The sequence below is a fragment of the Streptomyces sp. SudanB182_2057 genome, from assembly GCF_964272715.1.
Lineage (GTDB): Bacteria > Actinomycetota > Actinomycetes > Streptomycetales > Streptomycetaceae > Streptomyces > Streptomyces rubradiris.
On the sequence record NZ_OZ186798.1, the window covers coordinates 5,609,576 to 5,633,993 of the forward strand.

Genomic DNA, 24,418 nt, shown 5'->3' on the forward strand with positions numbered 1-24,418 from the left:
TGGGTGCTCATGTGAGCGGAAATCCGCACCTGTGGGCGGCGTTGCGTTCAAGAAGTGAAAACATAATCTCCGTCGGACTTGCCAAGCTTTGACTTTCGATCCGCTGGCGGACGGGTGGTTACAGGCACATGACGAGCAAGCAGACGTACCCAACCACCTTCGATCTGGGTATGTTCCTCGCCGTCAGGGCAGCCACCGTGGCCTCAAGGAGTCGAGACCCGTGTCGGAAAACGTAGAACCCCACGCGCCGAAGTTCGTTTACGACTTCACCGAGGGCAACAAGGACCTCAAGGACCTCCTCGGCGGCAAGGGTGCCAATCTCGCCGAGATGACCAACCTCGGCCTGCCGGTCCCTCCCGGCTTCACCATCACCACGGAGGCCTGCAAGGTCTACCTGGACAGCGGTGAGGAGCCCGCGGCACTGCGTGACGAGGTGAGTGCGCACCTCGACGCCCTGGAGCGCAAGATGGGCAAGAAGCTGGGCCAGGCGGACAACCCGCTGCTGGTCTCGGTCCGCTCCGGCGCCAAGTTCTCCATGCCCGGCATGATGGACACCGTCCTGAACATCGGCCTGTCGGACGCCTCCGTGCAGGGTCTGGCCGCCCAGGCCGGCGACGAGCGGTTCGCCTGGGACTCCTACCGCCGCCTCATCCAGATGTTCGGCAAGACCGTCCTCGGCGTCGACGGCGACCTCTTCGAGGAGGCCCTCGACAAGGCGAAGGCCGCCAAGAAGGTCACGGTCGACACCGACCTGGAGGCCGCCGACCTGAAGAAGCTGGTCACCACCTTCAAGAAGATCGTCAAGAAGGAGGCCGGCCGGGACTTCCCGCAGGACCCGCGCGAGCAGATGGACCTCGCCATCAAGGCGGTCTTCGACTCCTGGAACGGCGACCGCGCGCGGCTCTACCGCCGTCAGGAGCGCATCCCGCACGACCTGGGCACCGCCGTCAACGTCTGCTCGATGGTCTTCGGCAACCTCGGCCCCGACTCCGGCACCGGCGTCGCCTTCACCCGCGACCCCGCCTCCGGCCACCAGGGCGTCTACGGCGACTACCTCCAGAACGCCCAGGGCGAGGACGTGGTCGCGGGCATCCGCAACACCGTCCCGCTGGCCGAGCTGGAGCGGATCGACAAGAAGTCGTACGACCAGCTCATGAAGATCATGGAGACCCTGGAGAATCACTACAAGGATCTCTGCGACATCGAGTTCACCATCGAGCGCGGCCGGCTGTGGATGCTCCAGACCCGCGTCGGCAAGCGCACGGCGGGTGCCGCCTTCCGGATCGCCACGCAGCTGGTGGACCAGGGCCTGATCGACGAGACGGAGGCGCTCCAGCGCGTCACCGGCGCCCAGCTGGCCCAGCTGATGTTCCCGCGCTTCGACGAGGACGCGAAGGTCGAGCAGGTGGCCCGGGGCATCGCGGCCTCGCCGGGTGCGGCGGTCGGCAAGGCGGTCTTCGACTCGTACACGGCCGTGAAGTGGTCCCGCTCGGGCGAGAAGGTCATCCTGGTCCGCCGGGAGACCAACCCCGACGACCTGGACGGCATGATCGCGGCCGAGGGCATCCTCACCTCCCGGGGCGGCAAGACGTCCCACGCGGCCGTGGTCGCCCGGGGCATGGGCAAGACCTGTGTGTGCGGCGCGGAGGAGCTGGAGGTCGACACCAAGCGGCGCCGGATGACGGTCCCCGGCGGGCACGTCGTCGAGGAAGGCGACGTGATCTCCATCGACGGCTCCACGGGCAAGGTCTACCTGGGCGAGGTCCCGGTCGTGCCGTCCCCGGTCGTGGAGTACTTCGAGGGCCGGATGCACCCGGGCGCCGACGACGCCGACGAGCTGGTGGAGGCCGTGCACCGCATGATGGCCTTCGCCGACCGCAAGCGCCGGCTGCGGGTGCGGGCCAACGCCGACAACGCCGAGGACGCGCTGCGCGCCCGCCGCTTCGGCGCCCAGGGCATCGGCCTGTGCCGCACCGAGCACATGTTCCTCGGCGACCGCCGGGAGCTGGTCGAGCGCCTCATCCTGGCCGACACCGAGGAGGAGCGCGAGGCGTCCCTGAAGGGCCTGCTGCCGCTGCAGAAGCAGGACTTCGTGGAGCTGTTCGAGGCGATGGACGGCCTGCCGGTGACCATCCGGCTGCTGGACCCGCCGCTGCACGAGTTCCTCCCCGACATCACCGAACTGTCGGTCCGGGTGGCCCTGGCGGAGTCCCGGCAGGAGCCGCACGAGAACGAGCTGCGGCTGCTCCAGGCGGTGCACCGGCTGCACGAGCAGAACCCGATGCTGGGTCTGCGCGGCGTACGCCTCGGCCTGGTCATCCCCGGCCTGTTCACCATGCAGGTCCGCGCGATCGCGGAGGCGGCGGCCGAGCGCAAGGCCGCCAAGGGCGACCCGCGCGCGGAGATCATGATCCCGCTGGTCGGCACGGTCCAGGAGCTGGAGATCGTCCGCGAGGAAGCGGACCGGGTCATCGAGGAGGTCGAGGCGGCGACGGGTACGAAGCTCAAGCTGGCCATCGGCACGATGATCGAACTCCCGCGCGCCGCCCTCACGGCGGGCGAGATCGCCGAGGCGGCGGAGTTCTTCTCCTTCGGCACGAACGACCTGACGCAGACGGTGTGGGGCTTCAGCCGCGACGACGTGGAGGCATCGTTCTTCACGGCGTACCTGGAGAAGGGCATCTTCGGCGTCAGCCCGTTCGAGACGATCGACAAGGACGGCGTCGGTTCCCTGGTCAGGTCGGCGGCGGAGGCCGGCCGTCGCACCCGCCCCGACCTCAAGCTGGGCGTCTGCGGCGAGCACGGCGGCGACCCGGAGTCGGTCCACTTCTTCCACGAGGCGGGCCTGGACTACGTCTCCTGCTCCCCGTTCCGCATCCCGGTCGCCCGCCTGGAAGCGGGCCGCGCGGCCACCCAGTCGGCGGGCAGCGACCACCGCTGACCCCGAGGCCCCGGAGCCGTCGCCGGTCCCCGACCCTCACCGATCGACGACGGCCCCGGCCCACGAAAGAGAAGGGGCGGCACCCCAGTGCGGGGGGTGCCGCCCCTTTGTGGCGGGCGGGGGCGCCCGGGTGGGCGCCTCCGGCTCCCGTGGTTCGGTCAGAACCCGCCGTCCGTGTTCACCGGGCCCGTCTGGAAGACCCCCGAGCAGGTCTTCCACGGGGCCGGGAGCAGGGTGGCGGTGCGGGAGGCCGGCGGGTAGATCTGGAGGTAGGTGCCGGTGGGTTCGCAGGGGCCGCCGACCGGGCCGTTGGTCGTGCGCAGGACCGCCGAGGCGGAGCGGCCGGGGGAGAGGGTGACGGTGGCGTAGCTCCGGCCGCTCCGCTTCGCCGCCGGGCCGATGCGGTGGTGGGCGCCGTCCAGGGCGCTGACGCCCGGGTAGCCACGCAGGGCGCACGCGGTCGTACTGGTGTTGGTGAACCGGACCGGCCAGTACAGGGAACCGGCCGCGCCCTCCTTGGCGCCCATGGACAGGTACAGGTCGCTCACCGCGCAGGTCCGTGTGGCCGCCGTGGTCCGGGCCGCCGCCGGTGTCGCGCTCCAGGCGGTCCCGGCCGCCGTGACGCCCAGCAGTGCGGCGGCCAGCGCGGTCGCCGGCGCGCGCCCGCGCAGGACGCGGGGGAGTCCCGCGGGGCGCCGGCCGGGAGCCGGGGTCGTCGGGTTCGGCTTCTGGAACATGGGCACATTCTCCTTCTTCGAGGAAGGGTGCATGTGGGTCGTTGTGTTGGATGCGTCCCGGAGCGGAAAAGTTGCGCACCGGTACCGGGCCACGGGAACCGGGTGCCCAGCGGGAGGCGAACGCCGACACACGGCCGCAACGCGTCTTTCGTAATCGCCGCGCATGGTTGATCGTTGGGCCGTGCATCGATGACGGAGGTCAGGGGGCACAGGATGACGATCAGCCGCAGGACACTGCTGGCCGCGGGCGCGGGAGCCGGACTCCTCACGGCGTGCGGATCGAACACCGGGCGCGGGGGCGGCGGTTCGGGGCCCCGGCTGTCCCACTGGTACCACCAGTACGGCGAGCCGGGCACCGAACGGGCCGTCCAGCGGTACGCCGCCGCCTTCCGCGAGGCCGACGTCTCGGTGCAGTGGCGGCCGGGCAACTACGACCAGCAGACCGCCGCCGCCCTGCTCACCGACTCCGGTCCCGACGTCTTCGAGGTCAACGGGCCCACCCTCGACCAGATCAGAGGCGGCCAGATTCTCGATCTCACCGATCTGCTGGCGGGCGTCAAGGACGACTTCAATCCGGCCGTGCTCGCGCCGAAGACCCACGAGGGGCGGATCTACGGGATCCCGCAGGTCATCGACACCCAACTGCTGTACTACCGCAAGAGCCTGCTGCGCGACGCCGGCGTGGAGCCGCCCACCACCCTGGACGCCCTCGTCGACGCCGCCCGCGAACTCACCGACCGCAAGACCAAGGGACTCTTCCTCGGCAACGACGGAGGCGCCGGGGTCCTGGGCGGAACCCCCCTGTACGCTGCCGGATTCCCGCTCGTCACCGACGACGGCCGAGTCGGCTTCGACGATCCCGCCGCCGCCCGCACCCTCGGCAAACTGCGCCGGCTGTACGCCGACGGGTCCCTGCTCCTCGGCGCGCCCGCCGACTGGTCCGACCCCTCCGCCTTCCTCCAGGGGCTGACCGCCATGCAGTGGTCGGGACTGTGGGCGCTGCCCCAGGTCAAGCGCGAACTCGGCGACGACTTCGGGGTGCTGCCGTTCCCGGCCGACGGCGCGCAGGGGCGGCCCGCCGTGCCCGTGGGGGCCTACGGCGCCGCAGTCAGCGCGCGCAGCCGGCACAAGGATCTGGCCAAGGCGTACGTGAAGTGGCTGTGGGTCGAACGCACCGACTACCAAAAGGACTTCGCGCTCTCCTACGGCTTCCACATCCCCGCCCGGCGCTCCCTCGCCGCCGAGGCCGCCCCGCTGCGCGAGGGCCCGGCCGCCGACGTCGTACGGTTCACCACCGACCACGGCTACGCCCAGCCACTGCTGTGGACCCCGGCCGGCCAGACCGCCTACCAGGACGCCCTCAGCCGGATCATCAAGGGCGGGGCGGACCCGGAGCGCGAACTGCGGGGCGCGGTGCGGAAGGTGGCGGAGGAGATCGCCAGGGTGCGCGCGTGAGGCGGCACGGAACCCTGTGGTTCTGGGTGTTCGTCGGGCCGTTCGCGCTCGGGCTCGCGCTGTTCACCTACGTACCGCTGCTGTGGAGCGTGGGCCTGAGCTTCTTCGACGCGCACAACACCGTCACCCCCACGCACTTCACCGGCCTGGACAACTACGCGGCGATGCTGCGGGACGCGGCGTTCCGCGACAGCCTGAAGACCTTCCTGCTCTTCACCGCCTTCATCGTGCCGGTCACCTACGGGTTCTCCCTGGCCCTCGCCCTGATGGTCAACCGGGTCCGGTGGGCGCGGGCGTTCTTCCGGTCGGTGTTCTTCCTGCCGGCCGCGTGCAGCTATGTGGTGGCCGCGCTGATCTGGAAGATGTCGCTCTTCAGCGGGGTGCGGTTCGGGCTGGCGAACACCGTGCTGGGCTGGTTCGGCGGCGACCCCGTCGCCTGGCTGTCCACCACCGACCCGCCCTGGTACTGGCTGGTCATCGTGACCGTACGGCTGTGGCTGCAGGCCGGGTTCTACATGATCCTGTTCCTCGCCGGGCTCCAGCGGATCGACCCGGCGCTGTACGAGGCGGCGGCCGTGGACGGGGCCCGGCCCGGCTGGACGGTGCTGCGCCACATCACCCTGCCGCAGCTGCGGGGCACCTCGGTCGCCGTACTGCTGCTGCTCGTCGTGAACGCCTTTCAAGCCTTCGACGAGTTCTACAACCTGCTGTCCGACGCCCGGGGCTACCCGCCGTACGCCCGGCCGCCGCTGGTCTACCTCTACTCCACCGCGCTCGGGCAGGGGCAGAACCTGGGCCTCGGCAGCGCGGGCGCGGTGATCCTGGCGCTGGTCATCGCGGTCGTCACGGTGGCACAGGCGCGCTGGCTGCGGCTGGGAAGGACGGACGGCGATGGATGACGCCCTGGTGCGGGCCGGGCGGGCGCTCAGGCTGGCCCTGCTGACCGCGCTCGCCCTGCTCTTCCTGATCCCCTTCTACCTGCTGGTGCGCAACGGGCTGGCCGACGAGCGGGACATCACCTCCCCGGAGTGGACCTTCTTCCCCGCCGACGTGCGGTGGGGCAACGTCCAGGAGCTGTTCCAGGACCCGTCGGTGCCGTTCGCCCGGTCCCTGCTCAACTCCGCGCTGATCGCCGTCGCCACCACCCTCGGCACCCTGCTCCTCGCCTCCCTCGCCGGCTACGGCCTGGCCCGCATCCCCTACCGGCACGCCGGCAAGGTGTTCTACGGCATCCTGGGCACCCTGCTGGTCCCGGCGGCCGTCACCTTCGTGCCGAGCTTCGTGCTGGTGTCGTCGCTGGGCTGGATCTCCACGCTGCGCGGCCTGATCGTGCCGACGCTGTTCTCCGCGTTCGCCTGCTTCGTCTTCCGGCAGTACTTCCTCGGCTTCCCCCGGGAGCTGGAGGACGCCGCGCAGGTGGACGGGCTCGGGTACTGGCGGACGTACTGGCGGGTCGTCGTGCCCAACAGCCGCCCGGTGTTCGCGGCCGTGGGCACCATCGTGTTCCTCGGCGCGTGGAACTCCTTCCTGTGGCCGCTGGTGATCGGGCAGGACCAGAGCGCCTGGACGGTGCAGGTGGCCCTGTCCTCGTTCACCACCGCGCAGGTCGTACGGCTGCACGAGCTGTTCGTCGCGGCGGCCGTGTCGATCCTGCCGCTGCTGCTGGTGTTCCTGTGCTTCCAGCGGTGGATCGTGGCCGGGGTGGAGCGGTCCGGGATCGACTGACCATCCCCGGCACGTCATCGTCCGGCCCGCGGGGCCGGGCCGGTTCAGGCCGTGGAGCCGCCGTCGATCACCAGGTCGGCGCCGACCACCGAGGCCGCGTCGTCCGAGGCGAGGTACAGCACCGCCGCGGCCACCTCCTCGATGGCGGAGACCCGGCCGAGCGGCACCTCGGTGCGCATCCGCGCGGCGCGGCCGGCCTCGGTCTCGCCGGGCTTGAAGGACATGTCGGTGGCGGTGGAGCCGGGGCTGACGGCGTTGACGCGCACCCCGTCGGCGATGTGGTCCAGGGCGGCGGACCGGGTGAGGACCGACACGGCCGCCTTGCTGACGGCGTAGCCCCCGACGCCGGGCAGCCGGCTGTGCACGCCGATCCGGGAGGAGATGTTGACGATCGCGCCGCCGTTCGGCTGGGTGCGCATCTGGGCGATCTCGGCCTGGAGGGCGAGGAAGACCCCGGTGACGTTGATGTCCATCATCCGGCGCCAGTCCTCCTCGGGCAGCTCGCCCACGGTGCGCCCGCGGCCCTCCAGGACACCGGCGTTGTTCACCGCCACGTCCAGCGAGCCGAACCGGTCCACGGCGGCTGCCACCAGGTCCCGCACCTCCGCGGCGCGGGAGACGTCGGCGGCCACGGCGAGCGCCTTGCCGCCCTCGGCCTCGATCAGCGCCGCGGTCTCGTCGAGCGGGGCGCGGCGCCGCCCGGCGACGACGACCTGGGCGCCCTCCCGGGCGAGGGCGAGGGCCACCCCGCGGCCGATGCCGGAGCCGGCGCCGGTGACGAGTGCGGTCCGGCCGGAGAAGCGGTGCGACATGGCGAAGTCCTTTTTGTCTGGAACGATCGGTTCAGTATGAGGGCCGGAAAAACGCGCCTCCACAGGGAGGCGCGCGTCCTCGGAGTCAGTCCAGCAGGGCCAGGGCCTGCTCCGCCGCGTCCCGCGCCCGGGCCGGGTCCGCCGACGCCTTGCCGACCACCCGGAGCCCCTGGAGCAGCACGAACAGCATCCGGGCGAGGGTCAGCGGATCCCGGTCCGGCGCCAGCTCGCCCTGCTCCCGGGCGCGCACCAGGGCGGAGTGCAGCAGGGTCTCGATGGTGTCCCAGCTGTGCTCCACCCGGCGGGCGGCCTCCCGGTCGTGCGGGGCCAGTTCGACCGCCGTGTTGGTGACCAGGCAGCCCTGCTCCCGACTGGCCGCCGCGGTGGCCTCGGCGGCGAACCGCCGGACCAGGCCGCGCACGGCCGGCAGCACCGGGCCGGGCGCGGACAGCTCGCGGACCAGCACCGGCTTCTGTGCCTGCCCGTAGCGGTCCAGCGCCCTCAGGTACAGCTCGTGCTTGCTGCCGAAGGTGGCGTACAGGCTCGCCTTGCCGATGCCCAGGTGCTCGACCAGGTCGGCCATCGAGGTGGCCTCGTAGCCGCGCCGCCAGAACAGTTCCAGCGCCGACTGGAGCGCCGCGTCCGGGTCGAATTCCTTGGTCCTGCCCATGCCCGGCAGCCTAGATTTACTGAACCGATCAGTCAAGAAACTCGGGTGTCAGGACACCGTGCGCACCTCGTACACCTCGATCCGCACCGTCTCGTCGTCCAGGCAGACGCCGCTGAGCAGGTCGAAGCGCTGCTTCAGCAGCGGGGAGGCCACGAAGGGGCGGCCCTGGTGGGTGCCGGTCAGGCCGCGGGAGAGGACGGCCGCCCCGGTGAACGGGTCGCGGTTGCCGACGGCGTACAGCCGGTCCGCGCGGTCCCGGAAGAGGGCCGCCTGGCGGCCGTCCGGCAGCAGGGCGGCCACCCCGCGGCCGGGGACCAGCGTGCTCTGGTCGCAGACCGTGAACCAGCCGTCCGCCAGCCGGAGCTGGACCTTCAGACCGGTCGTCTCAGCTGTCAGGGTCATCGCTGGGCGCTTCCTTCCAGGACGTCGTCGGCGGGCCGCAGCCCGATGGACAGCAGCGGCAGGTCGGGCTTGATCTGGTCGCGCTCGGGGACGAACGAGACCACCGGGTCGGGAGTGTCCGGGGCGTTCACGAAGGACACGAACCGGGCCAGCTTCTCCGGGTCGCCCACGGTCTGCGCCCACTCGTCCCGGTAGTGCGCGACGTGCTCCCGCATCAGCCGCTCCAGCTCGTCGCAGATGCCGAGCGAGTCGTGCACCACCACGTCCCGTACGTGCTCCAGGCCGCCGGGGATGCGCTCCAGCCAGGTGGAGGTGCGCTCCAGCCGGTCGGCGGTGCGGATGTAGAACATCAGGAACCGGTCGATCAGCCGGACCAGTTCGGCGTCGGACAGGTCCTGGGCCAGCAGGTCGGCGTGGCGCGGGGTGGCGCCGCCGTTGCCGCCGACGTACAGGTTCCAGCCGTTCGCGGTGGCGATCACCCCGAAGTCCTTCGACTGGGCCTCGGCGCACTCGCGCTGGCAGCCGGAGACCGCCGACTTCAGCTTGTGCGGGGACCGCAGGCCCCGGTAGCGCAGCTCCAGGTCGATCGCCATCCGCACCGAGTCCTGCACGCCGTAGCGGCACCAGGTGGAGCCCACGCAGGACTTCACCGTGCGCAGCGCCTTGCCGTAGGCGTGCCCCGACTCGAAGCCGGCGTCCACCAGCCGGGCCCAGATCAGCGGCAGTTGCTCCACCCGGGCGCCGAACATGTCGATCCGCTGCCCGCCGGTGATCTTCGTGTAGAGGCCGAAGTCCCGGGCGATCTCGCCGATCACGATCAGCTTCTCGGGCGCGATCTCCCCGCCGGGGATGCGCGGCACGACCGAGTACGAGCCGTTCTTCTGGAGGTTGGCGAGGAAGTGGTCGTTGGTGTCCTGGAGCGCGGCCTGCTCGCCGTCCAGGACATAGCCGCTCGCGCCGATGGAGGGGGCGAGGGAGGCGATGATCGAGCCGACGGTCGGCTTGCACACCTCGCAGCCCTCCCCGCCCCGGGCGTCCGCGCGACCGAAGCAGTCCAGCAGCTCCCGGTACGACGTGACGCGCAGCGCGAGGACGATCTCGTACAGCTCCTCGCGGGTCTGGGCGAAGCAGCCGCACAGCCCCTTGTCGACCTCGACGCCGGACGCCTCCAGCTCGGCGGTGACGAGCTGGCCCAGCACCTTCACACAACTGCCGCAGCCGGTACCGGCCTTGGTGCACTTCTTCACCTCGGGCACGGTCACGCAGCTGTGCTCGGTGACCGCGCCGCGGATGGTGCCCTTGCTGACGTTGTGGCAGGAGCAGATGATCGCGTCGTCCGGCAGCGCGGACGGTCCGAGCTGAGCCCCCGAGCCGGCGCCGGCGGGCAGGACGAGCGACTCGGGGGAGACGGGGGGCACCGAGCCGGTGAGCGCGCGCAGGGTGCCGTACGCCTCCGCGTCACCGACCAGGATGCCGCCGAGCAGGGTGCCGTCCGCGCCGATGACCAGCTTCTTGTACAGGCCCGCCCGGGAGTCGGAGTAGACGACGTCCAGGCAGTCCTCGGTGGTGCCGTGCGCGTCGCCGAAGGAGGCGACGTCCACGCCGAGCAGCTTCAGCTTGGTGGACAGGTCGGCGCCGGTGAAGGCGGCCTCGTCGCGGGCGATGGTGGCCGCGGCCGTCTCGGCCTGCTCGTAGCCCGGCGCCACCAGGCCGTACACCCGGCCGTCGGCGGCCAGCGCGCACTCGCCGATCGCGAAGACGTGCGGGTCGGACACGGACCGGCACCGCTCGTCCACCGCGATGCCACCGCGCTCGCCGACCGTCAGGCCCGCGTCCCGGGCGAGCTGGTCGCGGGGGCGGACACCGGCGCTGAACACCACCATGTCGACCGCGAGTTCGGAGCCGTCGGACAGCTTCATGCCGGTCACGGCACCCTCGGCGTCCGTCACGATCTCCTGGGTGCCCACGCCGGTGTGGACCGTCAGCCCCAGCTGCTCGATGGTGCGCAGCAGGGCCGCGCCGCCGCCCTCGTCCACCTGTACCGGCATCAGGCGCGGCGCGAACTCCACGATGTGCGTGTCGAGTCCGAGCCCCCGGAGCGCGCCGGCGGCCTCCAGGCCGAGCAGCCCGCCACCGACCACGGCACCCGTCGTCGCCCGGGACTTCGCGTACTCCTCGATGGCGAGCAGGTCCTCGATGGTGCGGTAGACGAAACAGCCGGTGGCGTCCTTGTTCGGCACCGGCGGCACGAACGGGTAGGAGCCGGTGGCCAGCACCAGCACGTCGTAGCCGACGACCAGGCCGGACCGGGCGGTCACCGTCCGCGCCTCGCGGTCGACGGACTCGGCCGGGTCGCCGATGTGCAGCTCGATGCCGTGGTCCTTGATGAACTCCCGGTCGGTCAGGGAGAGATCCTCGGGCGTACGGCCCGAGAAGTACGAGGTGAGCTGCACCCGGTCGTACGCCGGACGCGGCTCCTCGCACAGCACGACCACGCGGTGCGTGGCGGTCAGGCCGCGCTCGGCCAGCGCCTCGAGGAAGCGCTGGCCGACCATGCCGTGGCCGACGAGCACGATCGTGGGGGTGGCCCCCGGGGTGGCGGTCATTCAGGAGCCTCCATCGTTGGTGAGCAGGTGCAGCAGGGGCCCGTCGCCGGGGAGCGGCTCCGCTCCCTCCCAGGCGCGGGCGAGCGCGCCGACGGTGCCGAGTTCGCCGACGAGGACCCCGCCGACCAGGCGGTCGTCGCGGACGACGACCTTGCGGTAGGTGCCCCGGGTGGCGTCGGTGAGCCGCACGACGTCGTCGCCGGGGCGCGCCTCGGTCTCGCCGAACGCGGCGAGGTCGAAGGGGGAGCCGGGACCGGTCAGGGTCAGCCGGGTCAGGGAACGGGTCCCGCGGTAGCGCGCGCCGGGGTCGCCCGCGAGCAACTCGGCGAGCGCCTCGGCCTGTTCGAGGGCCGGGGCGGCCAGGCCGTAGACCGTGCCGTCGTGCTGGGCGCAGTCGCCGATGGCGTGGACGTACGGGTCGGAGGTGCGCAGTTCGTCGTCCACCAGGACGCCCTTGCGCACGGCGAGGCCCGCCTGCTCGGCGAGCCCGGTACGGGGACGTGCCCCGCAGGCGAGGACGACGAGGTCGGCGTCGAGGGCGTAGCCGTCGGCCAGCTCCACCGAGCGGACCGCGCCGGCCACGCAGCGCACGTCCCGCACCCGGCACTCGGTGTGCACCTCCACGCCCAGCTCGGTCAGGTGGTGCCGGACCAGCCGGGAGGCGTCCGGGTCGAGCTGGCGCTCCATGAGCCGTTCGGCCTGCTGGGCGAGGACCACCTGGGCGCCGCGGACGGCCAGCGCGCGGGCCGCGGAGACGCCGAGCAGGCCGCCGCCGATGACGACCGCGCGGATCCCCGGCCGGACCGCCTTCGCCAGGCCGAGGCAGTCGTCCAGGGTGCGGAAGGCGTGGACGCCCTCGGGGAGCCGCCGGTCGGGCGTGAACAGGCCGCGCAGCGGGGGCAGCACCGGGTTGGAGCCGGTGGCCAGGACCAGCGTGTCGTAGGCGATCGACATGCCGTCGGCGCACGAGACGGTACGGGCGGCCCGGTCGATGCCGGTGACGCGGGTGCGCAGCAGACCGGCCGGCGGCGGGAGGGTGATCACCTCCGGCGCGTACCGGCCGGCCAGCACCTCGGCGAGCAGCACCCGGTTGTACGGCGCGTGCTCCTCGTCGCCGACGAGCAGCGCGGGCGTGCCCAGCTCGCCGAGCCGCCGGGCGAGCCGTACGCCCGCGAGGCCGGCGCCGATCACCACCACACGCGTATTCGAGGTCATGCCCTTGAGCGTGCGGCCCCGACGTTACCCGGCGGCATCACAGCTGTTTCCCGGGAGGAACGCTGCCCTCAGCGGGGCGGGGCGGGGGGTGTGAGGGGGTGGAGCCCGCGAAGGTCCCGGTGGCTGTCACCGGGACCTCGCGGTCATCGGGACCGGGGTGTCGGTCCCCGGTGGCTCACCGGGCCCCGGCGGGGCGGCGGGTGCTCAGCAGTTCCACCAGGCCCGTGGTGTCCTCCGTGCCGTGGCCGTCGGCCAGGCGGCGGTGCATGAGGTCGAAGAAGGGGGTGATCAGTTCCGGGCTCACCCCCTGCTCCTCGGCCGTGCGCAGCAGGGTGCCGGTGCCCGCGACCTGCATCGCGAGGTTGGAGACGACATCGGACGTGTAGTCGCCGGACGCCAGCCGGCCGGCCATGCCGTGCGCCTGGCCGGCCATCGCGTTCAGCCAGTTCACGAGCAGCGGGGCGAAGCCCTCGGGGGCCACGTCCGCCTCCCGCATCAGCGCGAACGCGCTCGTGATCCCCGCGAACATGCCGTACATGCCGGTCAGCAGCGCCACGTCGTGCAGCGCGGCGAGCCCGGGGTCGGCGCCGACGTACTCGGTGCCGGCCGGGACGGCGAGGGTGTCCCGGTGCTCCTCGAACAGCTCCGGGTCACCGCTGTAGAACATGAACGCGCCGGGCGTGCCGATCATCGGCGGTACGGCCATGATCCCGCCGTCCAGCAGCCGGGCGCCCCGCTCCGCGGCCCAGGCGGCCCGGGCGCGGGCGTCGGCCGGGGTGCCGGTGGTGAGGTTCACCAGGTCCCGGCCGGCCAGGTCGGCGCCCTCCAGGGCGGCGCCCACCGAGGCGTCGTCCAGCAGGCAGGCGACGACGAGCCGGTTCGCGGCCACGGCCGCCGCGGCGCTGTCGGCGGCCACCGCGCCCTCGGCGGTCAGCGCCGCCGTCCGCTCCGGCGTGCGGTTCCAGACGGTCAGGGGGTGCCCGGCGGCGAGCCAGGCGCGGCCGAGGGCGGTGCCCATGGCACCGGTGCCGAGCAGGGTCAGGGAGGTACGGGGGCCGGAGGAAGACGTGGTGTCGTTCATGACGACTAGGCTCCTCGGGAGAGTCACCGCGCGTAAGTACGTACTTTGGAGTGGGTGGTTACCCGCAGGGAAGCCTGCGGGTCGGAAGGGGGGACGGCATGCCGGTGGGACGACGGCCGGGGGCGTACATCTGCGGCACCGACGCGGCGATGGACATCATCGACGGCAAGTGGAAGGTGTCGATCCTGTGGGCGCTGGGGGAGGGCGGAGCCCGGCGGTTCGGGGAACTGCGCCGGCTGCTGCCGGGCGTCACGGAGAAGGTGCTCGCCGCGCAACTGCGCGAACTGGAGGCCGACGGGATCGTGCACCGCGAGGACTATGCGGAGGTGCCGCCCCGCGTCGAGTATTCGCTGACGGAGATCGGCGACCGGCTGAACGAGGCGCTGGAGCCGCTGGCGGCGTGGGGGAAGAGGCACGTGCTGGGCGTGGAACCAGCGGTGCGCTGAGGCGCGAGGGGGCGGTCAGCGGCTCCCCGCCAGGTGCGCGAACACCACCACGTTGCCCTGGTAACCGGTGGTCTTCGAGTAGCCGCCGCCGCAGGTGATGACGCGGAGTTCGGGGCGGGGGGCGGCGCCGTACACCTTGTCGTCGGGGAAGCCGCGGGCCGAGTACACCTCCACCGCGTCCACCGTGAACAGCGCCACGGTGCCGTCCCGGCGGTCCACCTCGACGCGGTCGCCCCGCTTGAGCGCGCCGAGGCGGTAGAAGACGGCGGGCCCGTCGGCGTTGTCGACATGGCCGGCGACGATCGCGGTGCCCGTCTCCCCGGGCGTGGTCCCGGCCTCGTACCAGCCGGCCAGGTTGCGCTCCCCTGGGGGCGGGGCGTCCAGGCTGCCGGAGGGGGTGAGGGACAGGCCGGTCAGGGGGGCGTCCACGCGGATCGCGGGGATGCGGACGCGCAGCGGCGGCGAGGGCGCGAGGGCGGGGGCCGCGTCCCGGTCGCCGCCGGGTTCGGCCCGGCCCTCGGCGGCCGTCGGCTGCGGCGGGGTGCGGGGGCCGGTGCCGGCCAGCAGCCAGACCCCCGAGCCGAGGGCCGCCACGGTGACGGCGGCTATGACGGCGTCCCCGAGCCGGGCCCGCCGCCCACGCCCGTGCCCAGGTACATGCCCACGCCCGTGCCGACGCTTGGTTCTTCCGCCGCCCCTGGCGGTCCCAGCACGCATGCGCGACCCCTCTCCCTAGGGCGGCCCCTCAGGCGGCCTCCTGTCGGATGCCCGCCCCCTCCGGGCCGCGAGGGGCGTCGGACCCGGAGGGGGCGGGATGTGCGGTACCGGTGGACGGACAGCGGAGGGTGTCCGTCAGATCCCGTCGCCTCTCGCCCGGCGATGCAGGAGCCAGGTACCGCCCGCGGCGGCGACGGCCAGTGCCGCCACACCCGCCGTGGTCTGCACGGGGTCGGGGCCCAGCCCGCCGCCGACCCCTGTCTTCACGCTTCCCCGCGGCTGCACCTGCCCGTGCGCCGCGCTGAGCGCCACCACCAGGTCGCCCGCCACCTGCCGGTCCCCCTCGGCGCACCGGGCGACGATCTCGTACGTGCCCGGCTGGGCGCTCGGCGGCACCCGGAACCGGCCGGACGCCTGCCCTTCACCGGTGTCGGGCGCCAGCGGGAAGGTGGCGGCGCCGACCGCCCCCGCGTCCCCGGTCGCGGCGCCCGGGGACCCGCACGCGGCCGTGCTCACGGTGACCTCGCCGCCGGGCGCCACGGTGGCCGGCCGGACCTCCAGCCGGTCGGCCGGGGCGGCCGTGAGCGGTGCCGCCGGGTCCGTGGCCGTCACGGCGTGGGCGGCGTGGGCGGGTGCCGTGGCGGCCACGGCGAGCGCGGTACCGGCCAGGAGACGGGCAGTGCGTCGCATGGTGCTCCTCAGAGCTTGTCCGACTCGTCCAGGGGTGCGCCCCTGCCCTTTTGAGATAAGTGGCTCGGCGGTCGGCCCGCTTGCCGAGGAGGCGTCGGGAATGCGGTGAACGGGTGGCGGCCCGGCCGCCCGCCCGGGTGAGCCCGTGCGGTGTTCCGGCAGGTCAGGCGGGGGTGCGGGACGGCCGGAAGGAAGAAGTATGAAAAGAACACGAATGGAGTGGCGGCGCCGGTGAACGGGTGACACCGCGTCAGCGCGCCCGCCGGCCCACGCACCGGGGCCGGTGCCCGAGCGGACACCGGCCCCGATGTGTGTACGGCGGAGGTCAGCCGACGTTGACCGCGCTCCAGGCCGCCGCCACGGCGTTGTACTCCGTGCCGCCGGCGCCGTAGAGGTCCTTCGCCGCGTTCAGGGTCGCCGTGCGGGCGCCCTTGTACGTGGTCGAGGACGTCATGTAGACCGTCAGCGCCCGGTACCAGATCTTGCCGACCTTGTCCCGGCCGATGCCGGTGACGGTGGAGCCGTTGTAGGTCGGCGAGTCGTAGCTGACGCCGTTGAGGGTCTTCGCGCCGCTGCCCTCGGCGAGCAGGTAGGCGAAGTGGTTGGCGACGCCGGAGGAGTAGTGGACGTCGAGGTTGCCGACCGACGAGCTCCAGTAGTCCGCCGAACTGCCGTCCCTGGAGGGCTTGTCCATGAAGCGCAGCGCCGCCTTGCCGAAGCCGGGCTTCACGATCTCCTCGCCGATGAGGTAGTCACCGGCGTCGGAGGGGTTGTCCGCGTACCACTCCACCATCGTGCCGAGGATGTCGGAGGTGGCCTCGTTCAGCCCGCCGGACTCGCCCGAGTAGGTCAGCGCCGCCGTCTTCGAGGTCACCCCGTGGGACATCTCGTGCCCGGCGACGTCGAGGGCGACCAGCGGCCCGAAGGTGGTGCCGTCACCGTCGCCGTACGTCATGCAGAAGCAACTGTCGTCCCAGAAGGCATTGTTGTAGTTGCTGCCGTAGTGGACGCGGTTGTACGAGCCCTTGCCGTCCCCGGCGATGCCGGTGCGGCCGTGCACGTTCTTGTAGTAGTCCCAGGTCTCGTTCGTGCCGTACTGGGCGTCGACGGCGGCCGAGGCGCGGTCCGCCGCGGCGCCGGTGCCCCAGTGGTTGTCGGCGTCCGAGAGCAGGGTCGCGGGGGCCCGGCTGAGGCAGATGCCGAAGATGCACAGGTCGGTCTTGTTCTCCGCGTCCCCGGTGTAGGTGTTGCCCCGGGTCGGGTCCTTGAGCTGGTACGACGACCCGGACTGGGTGGTCTCCAGCGGCACGGTCCCGCTGTAGAGGGAGGCGCCGTCGCCGGTGGCGGTCTCGATGCTGTCCCAGGCGTCGATCCGGGCGCCGGTGCGCGCGTCGGTCAGCGTGGTGCGGGCGACCGGGTTGCCGAGCGAGTCCAGGCCGACGGCGGTGGTGCGCCAGGCCAGCCTGGGCGTGCCGTGCAGGGCGTCGATTACGAGCTGCGGTTTGGCCTTGGCCTGCTTCAGCGTCGTGCCGGGGTTCGCCGCGCGCAGGGCGTCCACCGCGAGACCGGCGGCCTCGGGGCCGGGGACCGCCGGGGTGACCGTGGGCACGGAGAGGGGCTGCCGGGTGGCGCGGTCGGCGCCCCGGTAGGCGCCGTCCGGGGCCAGGTGGACGACGAAGTCGCCGCCGAGGACGGGGAGATGGCGGTAGGTGCGGTCGTAGCGGACGTGCTGGGTGCCGTCCTCGTCCACGATCACGTCCCGGACGCTGGTGTCCTGGGGCGCGGCCAGGCCCAGCGCGGAGGCGTGGGCCAGGAGCGCGGAGGCCGCGTTGCCGATCGCCGTCGCCCGGGTCGGTCCGCCCTCGGCGTGGGCGGCGGGGGAGAGGCCGACGGCCAGCAGGGTCGCGGTGACGACGGCGACACCGGCGGTGACCGTGCGGCGGTTTCCTCGGACATGCTGCCGTATCCGGCTCATCTGTCTCCTCGGGAAGGCGCCCGCCAGGCGGTGGGGGCGGCGCTGATGCCCCGAGATTTAAGTGCCCATGACATGTCATGTCCATAGACACCGAGGTGGAGCTTCGCGGATCTTCGAGGAGATGTGTGGGGGGTGTACGGGGGGACGGGACCGTTTGCGTGCGGGCCCGGGTGACTCACCCCCGGTACCGCGGTCAGCGTCAGGACGGTCCGCGATTCTCAACAGCGGCACCCGACTTACGGATTCACCGTCGCGTAATGCAAGAATCCCGCCTCTCCGGATGAGACGGCGAGACGAATCGGGTGGCGGGAGCGCTGATGACAGATCTCGAACTGCTCATGGACGAGCTGGCCAGAGCCGGTGTCACGGTTCTCGTCAAGGTCGACCACGAGCGTATGCACACGGGAATCAGGCCCTGGACGATGGTGATGTCAGGTCCGGGTCTGGGGGAACGGCATATCCGTATGGACGCCCGCGATCTTCAGCTCTGTCTGCGGCACTGCCTTCGGGAGTTGAGCAAGTGCCCCGGCGACTGGGAATGGCTGGAGCTCTATACGTAGGCCGGGGCTCGGCCCGCCGAAGCGAGGCTCAGTCCAGCAGCGTCATCCCGGCCGGCACCGCGACCCCGAACCGCTCCTCCACCACCTGCCGCGCCTCGGTCTCCTCGGTCAGGACCCGCTCGGTGACCGTGCCGTCGGCGAGGGTCTCCGTCAGCAGGGCGCCGTCCAGGGACACGTGGCGGCCGTCGGGCAGGGTTCGCTGGAGGTAGGGGCGGCGGGTGAACGGGGAGCGTGGGTGGGTGGCGACGAACCAGTTGAACACCTCGAAGTCGCCCGCCGTGAACGGCTCCTGGGTGAACGCGTACTGACCGGCCCACCGCCCGGTCCGCCGGTCCCGCGCCTGCAACTCCCACAGTTCCAGCGGCCCCTCGTGCGGCAGCGGCACCAGCCGGTGCCGGCGCCCGGCGCCCTCGTACTCGGTCCCGGCCACCAGCGGCACCGGCAGCAGCAGCCCGCCGACCGCGCCGAAACCCACGTCCGCCAGATACGGCCACGGCTCGTCCGCCATCTCCACCCGGAGCATCGCGTGCGTACGCGGCCGGCTCCCGGGCGGCCCCTCGGCGCCCAGCACCACCCGGCCGGCCAGCGGGGTCACCCGGAACCCGAGCGCCTCCAGCGCCAGCCGCAGCAGGGTGTTGTGCTCGTAGCAGTAGCCGCCGCGCCGCCCGCGCACCATCTTCGCCATCAGGTCCCCGGGCGCCAGGGAGGGGGCCGTGCCCGCCACCGGGTCCAGGTTCTCGAAGGGCAGCGCCAGCGCATGCGCCAGGTGCACGCCCCGCAGGGTGGCCGGATCGGCCCGCCGCTCGCCCTTCCAGCCGATCCGGTCCAGGTAGGCATCGAGGTCGTACCGCTCTTTGTCGCACATACCCCCGAACCTACGCGAACCCGCCCCCGGTCCACCGCGTCCCCCCGACCGAACCGCGCTCCGACCGTGGCCCTACGACCGCGGTACCACCTCCACCCGCACCGCGCACGACTTGAACTCCGGCATCCGGGACGTGGGGTCCAGCGCCGGGTTGGTGAGGGTGTTGGCGCGGCCCTCGCCCGGCCAGTGGAAGGGCATGAAGACGGTGTCCGGGCGGATCGTGTCGGTGATCCGGGCCGGCGCCACGGCCCGGCCGCGCCGCGAGACCACGGCCAGCGGATCTCCCTCCGCCGCGCCCAGCCGGGCCGCGAGCCGGGGGTGCAGCTCCACGAACGGTCCCGGCGCCGCCGCGTTCAGCTCCGCCACGCGCCGGGTCTGCGCCCCCGACTGGTACTGGGACACCACCCGGCCGGTGGTCAGCAGCAGCGGGTACTCGGCGTCCGGCTCCTCGGCGGTCGCCCGGTGCGCCACGGCCACGAACCGGGCCCGCCCGTCCGGGGTGGCGAAACGGTCGAGGAAGAGGCGGGGGGTGCCGGGGTGGCGTACGGGGGCCGAGGTTCCCGAGGCGTCGGCCGCGCCGGTGCCGCCCCGGTCCTCGGACACGGCGACCGGGGTCCCGTCCCCGCCCTCGGCTCCGGACGTCCCCGCCGGTTCCTCCGGGCAGGGCCAGAAGACGCCGTTCTCCTCGGCCAGGCGGCGGTAGGTGATGCCCGAATAGTCCGCCGGGCCGCCCGCGCTGGCGCGGCGCAGCTCCGCGAAGACCTCCTCCGGGTCGGTCGGGAAGCCCTTCTCCACGCCGAGCCGGCCGGCCAGTTCGTGCAGGACGTACAGGTCGCTGCGGACCCCCGGCGGCGGGGCGACCGCCCGGCGGCGCAGCAGCACCCGGCCCTCCAGGCTGGTCGTCGTGCCCGTCTCCTCCGCCCACTGGGTCACCGGCAGCACCACGTCCGCCAGTTCCGCCGTCTCGGACAGCACGACGTCGGCCACGGCCAGGAAGTCCAGCGAGCGCAGCCGCTCCTCGACGTGGGCCGCGCGCGGGGCCGACACCACCGGGTTGGACCCCATCAGCAGCAGCGTCCGCACGTCCGTGCCGAGCGCGTCGAGGAGTTCGTACGCGCTGCGCCCCGGGCCCGGCAGGCTGTCCGGGTCCACGCCCCACACCCCGGCCACGTGCCGCCGCGCCGCCGGGTCGTCCAGCTTGCGGTAGCCGGGCAACTGGTCGGCCTTCTGGCCGTGTTCGCGCCCGCCCTGTCCGTTGCCCTGCCCGGTCAGACAGCCGTACCCGGACAGCGGTCGCCCCGCCCGGCCGGTCGCCAGGCACAGGTTGATCCACGCGCCCACCGTGTCCGTGCCCTTGGACTGCTGTTCCGGTCCGCGCGCGGTGAGCACCATCGCCGCCTCGGGCTCGCAGAACATCCGTACGGCCTCGCGCAGCCGGGGCACCGGGACCCCGGTGATCCGCTCCACGTACTCCGGCCAGTGCGCCATCGCCGCGGCCCGGGCTTCCTCCCACCCCGTGGTCCGCTCCCGGATGTACTCCTCGTCCGTCCGTCCCTCGGCCACCACGAGGTGCAACAGGCCGAGGGCCAGGGCCAGGTCGGTGCCGGGGCGGGGTGCGAGGTGCAGGTCCGCCTGGTCCGCCGTCCTCGTGCGGCGCGGGTCGACGACGATCAGCGTGCCGCCGTTCTCCCGCAGTTCGGTGAAGAACCGCAGCGACGGCGGCATGGTCTCGGCCAGGTTGGAGCCGACGAGGATCACACATCCCGTCCTCGGGATGTCCTCCAGCGGGAACGGCAGCCCGCGGTCCAGCCCGAACGCCTTGGTGCCCGCCGCCGCGGCCGACGACATGCAGAACCGGCCGTTGTAGTCGATCTGTGAGGTGCCCAGCGCCACCCGGGCGAACTTGCCCAGCGCGTACGCCTTCTCGTTGGTCAGCCCGCCCCCGCCGAACACGCCGAGCGCGTCCGGGCCGTACCGTTCCCGGGTCGCGGCCAGCCGGGAGGCGATCCGGTCCAGCGCCTCGGGCCAGTCCGCCGGCACCAGCCGGCCGCCCTCCCGCACCAGCGGGGTGGTCAGCCGTACCGCCGGGGACAGCACCTCGGCCGCCGTACGGCCCTTGCCGCACAGCGCGCCCCGGTTGACCGGGAAGTCCGCGCGTTCGGTGACCTCGACGCCCCCCTGGGGCAGGGGCGTGATGTTCATCCCGCACTGCAGGGCGCAGTACGGGCAGTGGGTGGGCGTCGAGGTCTTCTCCATACCGCCCAGCGTGCGTCCGGCGTGTTACGTCCCCCGGTCGCGTCCGGTTACACCCCCGGCACGGCACCCTCCCCACGCCACCCGGCCCACCGTGAGGGAACGGCACGCCGGATCCGTCGCGGGAGAGCCGCGACCGTCCGGGCCGCCGGCCCCGCCGTTGTCGCCGGACCCACCGTAAGGCGTCGGCGTCGTCACCGTTCCGTCGCCAGCGCCCGCGCCACCCCCGGCTCCCGGGGGCCGAGGAACCGCGGGTCCGGCCGGAACACCGCGTCCAGCGCCGCCTTGCCCGCCGCGAACAGCTCACGCGTCCCGCCGTAGTACCAGGTCACGTCGTGCTCGGCGGCCACTCCGACGCCGTACGAGGTCACCCCCGCCGCCTCGCACAGCGCCACCGCCCGCCGGATGTGGAAGTCCTGGCTGATCAGCACCGCCCGGTCCACCCCGAAGACCCGCCTGGCCCGCACGCAGGAGTCCCAGGTGTCGAAGCCCGCGTAGTCGCTGACGATCCGCCGGTCCGGCACGCCCCGTTCCGTCAGATAGGCGCGCATGGCGTCGGGCTCGTCGTAGTCCTCGCGGCTGTTGTCCCCGGTGACCAGGACGACCTCGATCCGCCCCGCCCGGTACAGCGTCACCGCCGCGTCCAGCCGGTGCGCGAGATACGGCGACGGCTCCCCGTGCCACAGCCCCGCCCCGAACACCACCGCGACCTCCGCGCGCGGCACGTCCGCCGTGGTCCGCAGCCGGTCCGCCGTGGACAGGCGCAGCCAGGTCGCCGGCAGCAGCGCCAGCACGCACCCGGCCATCAGGGCCCACAGCAGCCGCCGCCGCCCGGCCCGGGTACGCGGCCGTCGCAGCCATCGCGGCCGGCGAATCCCCATACGACGTCCCCTTGCACCTGGATGTGACGTCCCCCTGAACCTGAACACGACGTCCCCCTGATCGCCCCCGACCGGGGAAGACGCCCCCCGCACCCGTCCGGTTCTCCTCACACCCCGCCGCCGGGCGGGGTGATGGTACGGAAAACGCCCGTGACGGCCCGGCAACGGGGGCGCAACCCGCGCGGGCCAGGATCCTGCCATGACGGCGTCGATCCCCTCCCGCACCCGCACCCGGCCGGTCTCCGTGCCGGGTGGCCGCCGCCCGGCACCGCCCGCCCTGGTCCTGGTCGCCCACGGCAGCCGCGACCCGCGCGCGCTCGGCACCGTACGGGCCCTGGCGGCGCGGGTCCGCGCGCTGCGCCCCGGACTGCCGGTCCGCCTGGGCCACATCGAGCTGAACGAGCCCCTGCTGCCCGACACCCTCGCGGCCCTCGGCGACACCCGCGCCGTCCTCGTCCCGCTGCTCCTCGCCCGGGGCTACCACGTCAAGCGGGACATCCCGGAGCTGGCCGCCGCCGCGCCGGTACGGGCGAGCGTGGCCGCCCCGCTCGGCCCGCACCCGCTGCTCGCCGAGGCCCTGCACGCCCGGCTCACCGAGGCCGGCTGGCCGGCCGTCCTGGACGGCGCCGCCCGGCGCACGACCGCGGTCGTCCTCGCGGCGGCGGGCTCCCGCGACCCGGACTCGGCCGCGGACACCCGCCGTACCGCCCGCCTCCTGGCCGCCCGCCTGGGCGTCCCCGTCGTCCCCGCGTACGCCTCGGCGGCGGCCCCGACGGTCCCGGCGGCCCTGCGCGCCCTGGCGGCCGGAGGCCGGCACCGGGTGGCGGTCGCCTCCTGCTTCACGGCTCCGGGCCGCTTCGCGACGCGGTGCGCCGCCCAGGCGCCTTGGATCGCCTCCGCGCCGCTCGGCGCCCACGAGGCGATGGCCCGCCTGGTCCTGCACCGTTACGAGCGGAGCCTCGCGACGCGGTGGGCCGAGGCCGCCTGAAGGGGCGCGGGCCGCCCGTGATGAAGACCGGGCAGGCGATCAGGCTTAGTGTCGACCCATGGAAGGCACCGCACTCTCCACCGCAGACGACCCGGCACACGACCCGGCGTACGACCCGGCGTCGGCCGCCCGCTGGGCCCCCGAACCCGACAAACGCCCCGGCCGCACCGCCTTCCAGCGCGACCGCGCCCGCATCCTGCACTCCGCCGCCCTGCGCCGCCTGGCGGGCAAGACCCAGGTGGTGACCCCGGGAACCCGGAGCCAGGCGTGGGACGCGAGCCCGCGCACCCGTCTCACCCACTCCCTGGAATGCGCCCAGGTGGGCCGGGAGCTGGGCGCGGCCCTCGGCTGCGACCCGGACCTGGTGGAGGCGGCCTGTCTCGCCCACGACCTCGGCCATCCCCCCTTCGGCCACAACGGCGAGACCGCGCTGAACGAGTTCGCCGACGACTGCGGCGGCTTCGAGGGCAACGCCCAGTCCCTCAGGCTCCTCACCCGCATCGAGCCGAAACGGTTCACCGAGGACCGTTCCGTCGGCCTGAACCTGACCCGCGCCACCCTCGACGCCGCCACCAAGTACCCCTGGCCGCGCGGCGGGCACCCCACCGCGCCCACGTCCCCGAAGTTCGGCGTGTACGACGACGACCGCGCCGTGTTCGAGTGGGTCCGGGCCCACGCCCCCGGCACCCGCACCTGCTTCGAGGCGCAGGTCATGGACTGGTCGGACGACGTGGCCTACTCGGTGCACGACGTCGAGGACGGACTGCACGCCGGGCACATCGACCCGAACTGCCTGCACGCGGAGCCGGAACGGCAAGCGGTGTTCGAGGTGGCCGTCGGCCGCTACGTCCCCGCCGGCACCGACCCGGCCGAACTCTCCGCCGCGCTGGACCGCCTCCAGGACGCGGAGTGGTGGCCGCACGGCTACGACGGCACCGCCGTCGCCCAGGCCCGGCTGAAGGACGCCACCAGCCAGCTCATCGGCCGGTTCTGCCTGGCCGCCGAGACCGCGACGCGCGCCGCGTACGGAACGGGCCGGCTCACCCGGTACGCCGCCCGGCTGGTCGTACCCCGCGAGACCCGGATGGAGTGCGCGGTGCTCAAGGCGGTCGCGGACCGGTATGTGATGCAGCGCGCCGAGCAGGAGCGGCTGCGCGCCGACCAGCGGGTGATCGTCGCCGAGCTGGCCGAGGCGCTCACCGCCCGCGCGCCCGACGGGCTGGACCCCCAGTTCCGCGCGCTGTTCGACGCGGCGGGTGATGACCGGGCGCGCAAGCGGGTGATCGTCGACCAGATCGCCTCCCTCACCGACGCCTCCGCGCTGTCGCTGCACGCGAGACTGACGGGACGCCGGTGAACGGAAAGTGACCGTCCGTGGCCTGATCGGGTCACACCCTCT

Annotated in this window: 21 protein-coding genes; 8 read left to right on the forward strand and 13 right to left on the reverse strand. The window is 73.2% G+C overall.

Features of this window, described 5'->3' with window-relative positions:
* The first annotated feature begins 220 nt into the window (after positions 1 to 220).
* Entirely contained in the window at positions 221 to 2,941 is a 2,721-nt protein-coding gene (gene ppdK, locus ACSURM_RS24760; protein ID WP_436957951.1) for a pyruvate, phosphate dikinase, read from the forward strand.
* Positions 2,942 to 3,099: 158 nt separating this feature from the next.
* Here the strand turns inward: ppdK and ACSURM_RS24765 are convergent, their stop codons facing one another.
* Positions 3,100 to 3,678 (reverse strand): DUF4232 domain-containing protein, encoded by a 579-nt coding sequence (locus ACSURM_RS24765; protein WP_436957952.1) that lies wholly within the window; start codon positions 3,676 to 3,678, stop codon positions 3,100 to 3,102.
* 213 nt (positions 3,679 to 3,891) lie between these two features.
* On the opposite strand from ACSURM_RS24765, the gene ACSURM_RS24770 reads away from it, so the two are divergent.
* From ACSURM_RS24770 to ACSURM_RS24780, 3 genes are read left to right on the forward strand one after another with little or no spacing between them, the layout of a single operon-like run.
* Positions 3,892 to 5,133 (forward strand): ABC transporter substrate-binding protein, encoded by a 1,242-nt coding sequence (locus ACSURM_RS24770; RefSeq protein ID WP_436957953.1) that lies wholly within the window; start codon positions 3,892 to 3,894, stop codon positions 5,131 to 5,133.
* Positions 5,130 to 6,032 carry a carbohydrate ABC transporter permease gene (locus tag ACSURM_RS24775; protein WP_436957954.1) on the forward strand — a complete coding sequence of 301 codons (903 nt, stop codon included), beginning with the start codon at positions 5,130 to 5,132 and terminating at the stop codon, positions 6,030 to 6,032. The genes ACSURM_RS24770 and ACSURM_RS24775 overlap by 4 nt, the downstream gene beginning before the upstream one ends.
* A complete protein-coding gene (locus tag ACSURM_RS24780) occupies positions 6,025 to 6,858 on the forward strand; it encodes a carbohydrate ABC transporter permease (protein WP_289966807.1) in 834 nt (277 codons plus the stop codon). Before ACSURM_RS24775 ends, ACSURM_RS24780 begins: the two co-directional genes overlap by 8 nt.
* A 44-nt stretch (positions 6,859 to 6,902) precedes the next feature.
* Here the strand turns inward: ACSURM_RS24780 and ACSURM_RS24785 are convergent, their stop codons facing one another.
* The 6 genes from ACSURM_RS24785 to ACSURM_RS24810 form a co-directional block, all read right to left on the reverse strand.
* Complete coding sequence (locus tag ACSURM_RS24785) at positions 6,903 to 7,670, reverse strand: SDR family NAD(P)-dependent oxidoreductase (RefSeq protein WP_436957955.1); 768 nt, start codon at positions 7,668 to 7,670, stop codon at positions 6,903 to 6,905.
* Between the two features lie 85 nt (positions 7,671 to 7,755).
* Positions 7,756 to 8,340: a TetR/AcrR family transcriptional regulator gene (locus tag ACSURM_RS24790; protein WP_436957956.1), complete on the reverse strand. Its 585-nt coding sequence runs from the start codon at positions 8,338 to 8,340 to the stop codon at positions 7,756 to 7,758.
* Between the two features lie 48 nt (positions 8,341 to 8,388).
* Complete coding sequence (nirD, locus tag ACSURM_RS24795; RefSeq protein WP_436957957.1) at positions 8,389 to 8,742, reverse strand: nitrite reductase small subunit NirD; 354 nt, start codon at positions 8,740 to 8,742, stop codon at positions 8,389 to 8,391.
* A complete protein-coding gene (gene nirB, locus ACSURM_RS24800) occupies positions 8,739 to 11,348 on the reverse strand; it encodes a nitrite reductase large subunit NirB (protein WP_436957958.1) in 2,610 nt (869 codons plus the stop codon). The genes nirD and nirB overlap by 4 nt, the downstream gene beginning before the upstream one ends.
* The gene (locus tag ACSURM_RS24805; RefSeq protein ID WP_436957959.1) at positions 11,349 to 12,563 is read right to left on the reverse strand and encodes an NAD(P)/FAD-dependent oxidoreductase; all 1,215 of its coding nucleotides are present in this window, start codon (positions 12,561 to 12,563) and stop codon (positions 11,349 to 11,351) included. It lies immediately after the preceding gene.
* Positions 12,564 to 12,738: 175 nt separating this feature from the next.
* Positions 12,739 to 13,644: an NAD(P)-dependent oxidoreductase gene (locus ACSURM_RS24810; RefSeq protein WP_436957960.1), complete on the reverse strand. Its 906-nt coding sequence runs from the start codon at positions 13,642 to 13,644 to the stop codon at positions 12,739 to 12,741.
* Positions 13,645 to 13,742: 98 nt separating this feature from the next.
* Here ACSURM_RS24810 and ACSURM_RS24815 point away from each other — a divergent pair, with 98 nt between their 5' ends.
* On the forward strand, positions 13,743 to 14,090 hold the full coding sequence (locus ACSURM_RS24815) for a winged helix-turn-helix transcriptional regulator (protein ID WP_436957961.1): 348 nt from the start codon (positions 13,743 to 13,745) through the stop codon (positions 14,088 to 14,090).
* Between the two features lie 15 nt (positions 14,091 to 14,105).
* Here ACSURM_RS24815 and ACSURM_RS24820 read toward each other — a convergent pair whose 3' ends face one another.
* From ACSURM_RS24820 to ACSURM_RS24830, 3 genes are all read right to left on the reverse strand, one after another.
* Positions 14,106 to 14,684 carry a class F sortase gene (locus ACSURM_RS24820; protein ID WP_436957962.1) on the reverse strand — a complete coding sequence of 193 codons (579 nt, stop codon included), beginning with the start codon at positions 14,682 to 14,684 and terminating at the stop codon, positions 14,106 to 14,108.
* A gap of 258 nt (positions 14,685 to 14,942) precedes the next feature.
* Entirely contained in the window at positions 14,943 to 15,497 is a 555-nt protein-coding gene (locus tag ACSURM_RS24825; RefSeq protein WP_436957963.1) for a hypothetical protein, read from the reverse strand.
* Between the two features lie 325 nt (positions 15,498 to 15,822).
* Complete coding sequence (locus tag ACSURM_RS24830) at positions 15,823 to 17,472, reverse strand: M4 family metallopeptidase (protein WP_436957964.1); 1,650 nt, start codon at positions 17,470 to 17,472, stop codon at positions 15,823 to 15,825.
* Positions 17,473 to 17,789: 317 nt separating this feature from the next.
* On the opposite strand from ACSURM_RS24830, the gene ACSURM_RS24835 reads away from it, so the two are divergent.
* Positions 17,790 to 18,032 carry a hypothetical protein gene (locus ACSURM_RS24835; RefSeq protein WP_436957965.1) on the forward strand — a complete coding sequence of 81 codons (243 nt, stop codon included), beginning with the start codon at positions 17,790 to 17,792 and terminating at the stop codon, positions 18,030 to 18,032.
* A 28-nt stretch (positions 18,033 to 18,060) separates the two neighbouring features.
* On the opposite strand, the gene ACSURM_RS24840 is transcribed toward ACSURM_RS24835, so the two are convergent.
* The 3 genes from ACSURM_RS24840 to ACSURM_RS24850 form a co-directional block, all read right to left on the reverse strand.
* On the reverse strand, positions 18,061 to 18,897 hold the full coding sequence (locus ACSURM_RS24840) for an arylamine N-acetyltransferase family protein (RefSeq protein ID WP_436957966.1): 837 nt from the start codon (positions 18,895 to 18,897) through the stop codon (positions 18,061 to 18,063).
* A 72-nt stretch (positions 18,898 to 18,969) separates the two neighbouring features.
* Positions 18,970 to 21,153 carry a molybdopterin oxidoreductase family protein gene (locus ACSURM_RS24845; RefSeq protein ID WP_436957967.1) on the reverse strand — a complete coding sequence of 728 codons (2,184 nt, stop codon included), beginning with the start codon at positions 21,151 to 21,153 and terminating at the stop codon, positions 18,970 to 18,972.
* 191 nt (positions 21,154 to 21,344) lie between these two features.
* Entirely contained in the window at positions 21,345 to 22,031 is a 687-nt protein-coding gene (locus ACSURM_RS24850) for a SanA/YdcF family protein (RefSeq protein ID WP_436957968.1), read from the reverse strand.
* A 199-nt stretch (positions 22,032 to 22,230) separates the two neighbouring features.
* On the opposite strand from ACSURM_RS24850, the gene ACSURM_RS24855 reads away from it, so the two are divergent.
* Together ACSURM_RS24855 and ACSURM_RS24860 are read left to right on the forward strand one after the other, a co-directional pair.
* Entirely contained in the window at positions 22,231 to 23,019 is a 789-nt protein-coding gene (locus tag ACSURM_RS24855) for a sirohydrochlorin chelatase (RefSeq protein WP_436957969.1), read from the forward strand.
* 58 nt (positions 23,020 to 23,077) lie between these two features.
* Entirely contained in the window at positions 23,078 to 24,376 is a 1,299-nt protein-coding gene (locus tag ACSURM_RS24860) for a deoxyguanosinetriphosphate triphosphohydrolase (RefSeq protein WP_436957970.1), read from the forward strand.
* The last annotated feature ends 42 nt before the right edge of the window (positions 24,377 to 24,418 follow it).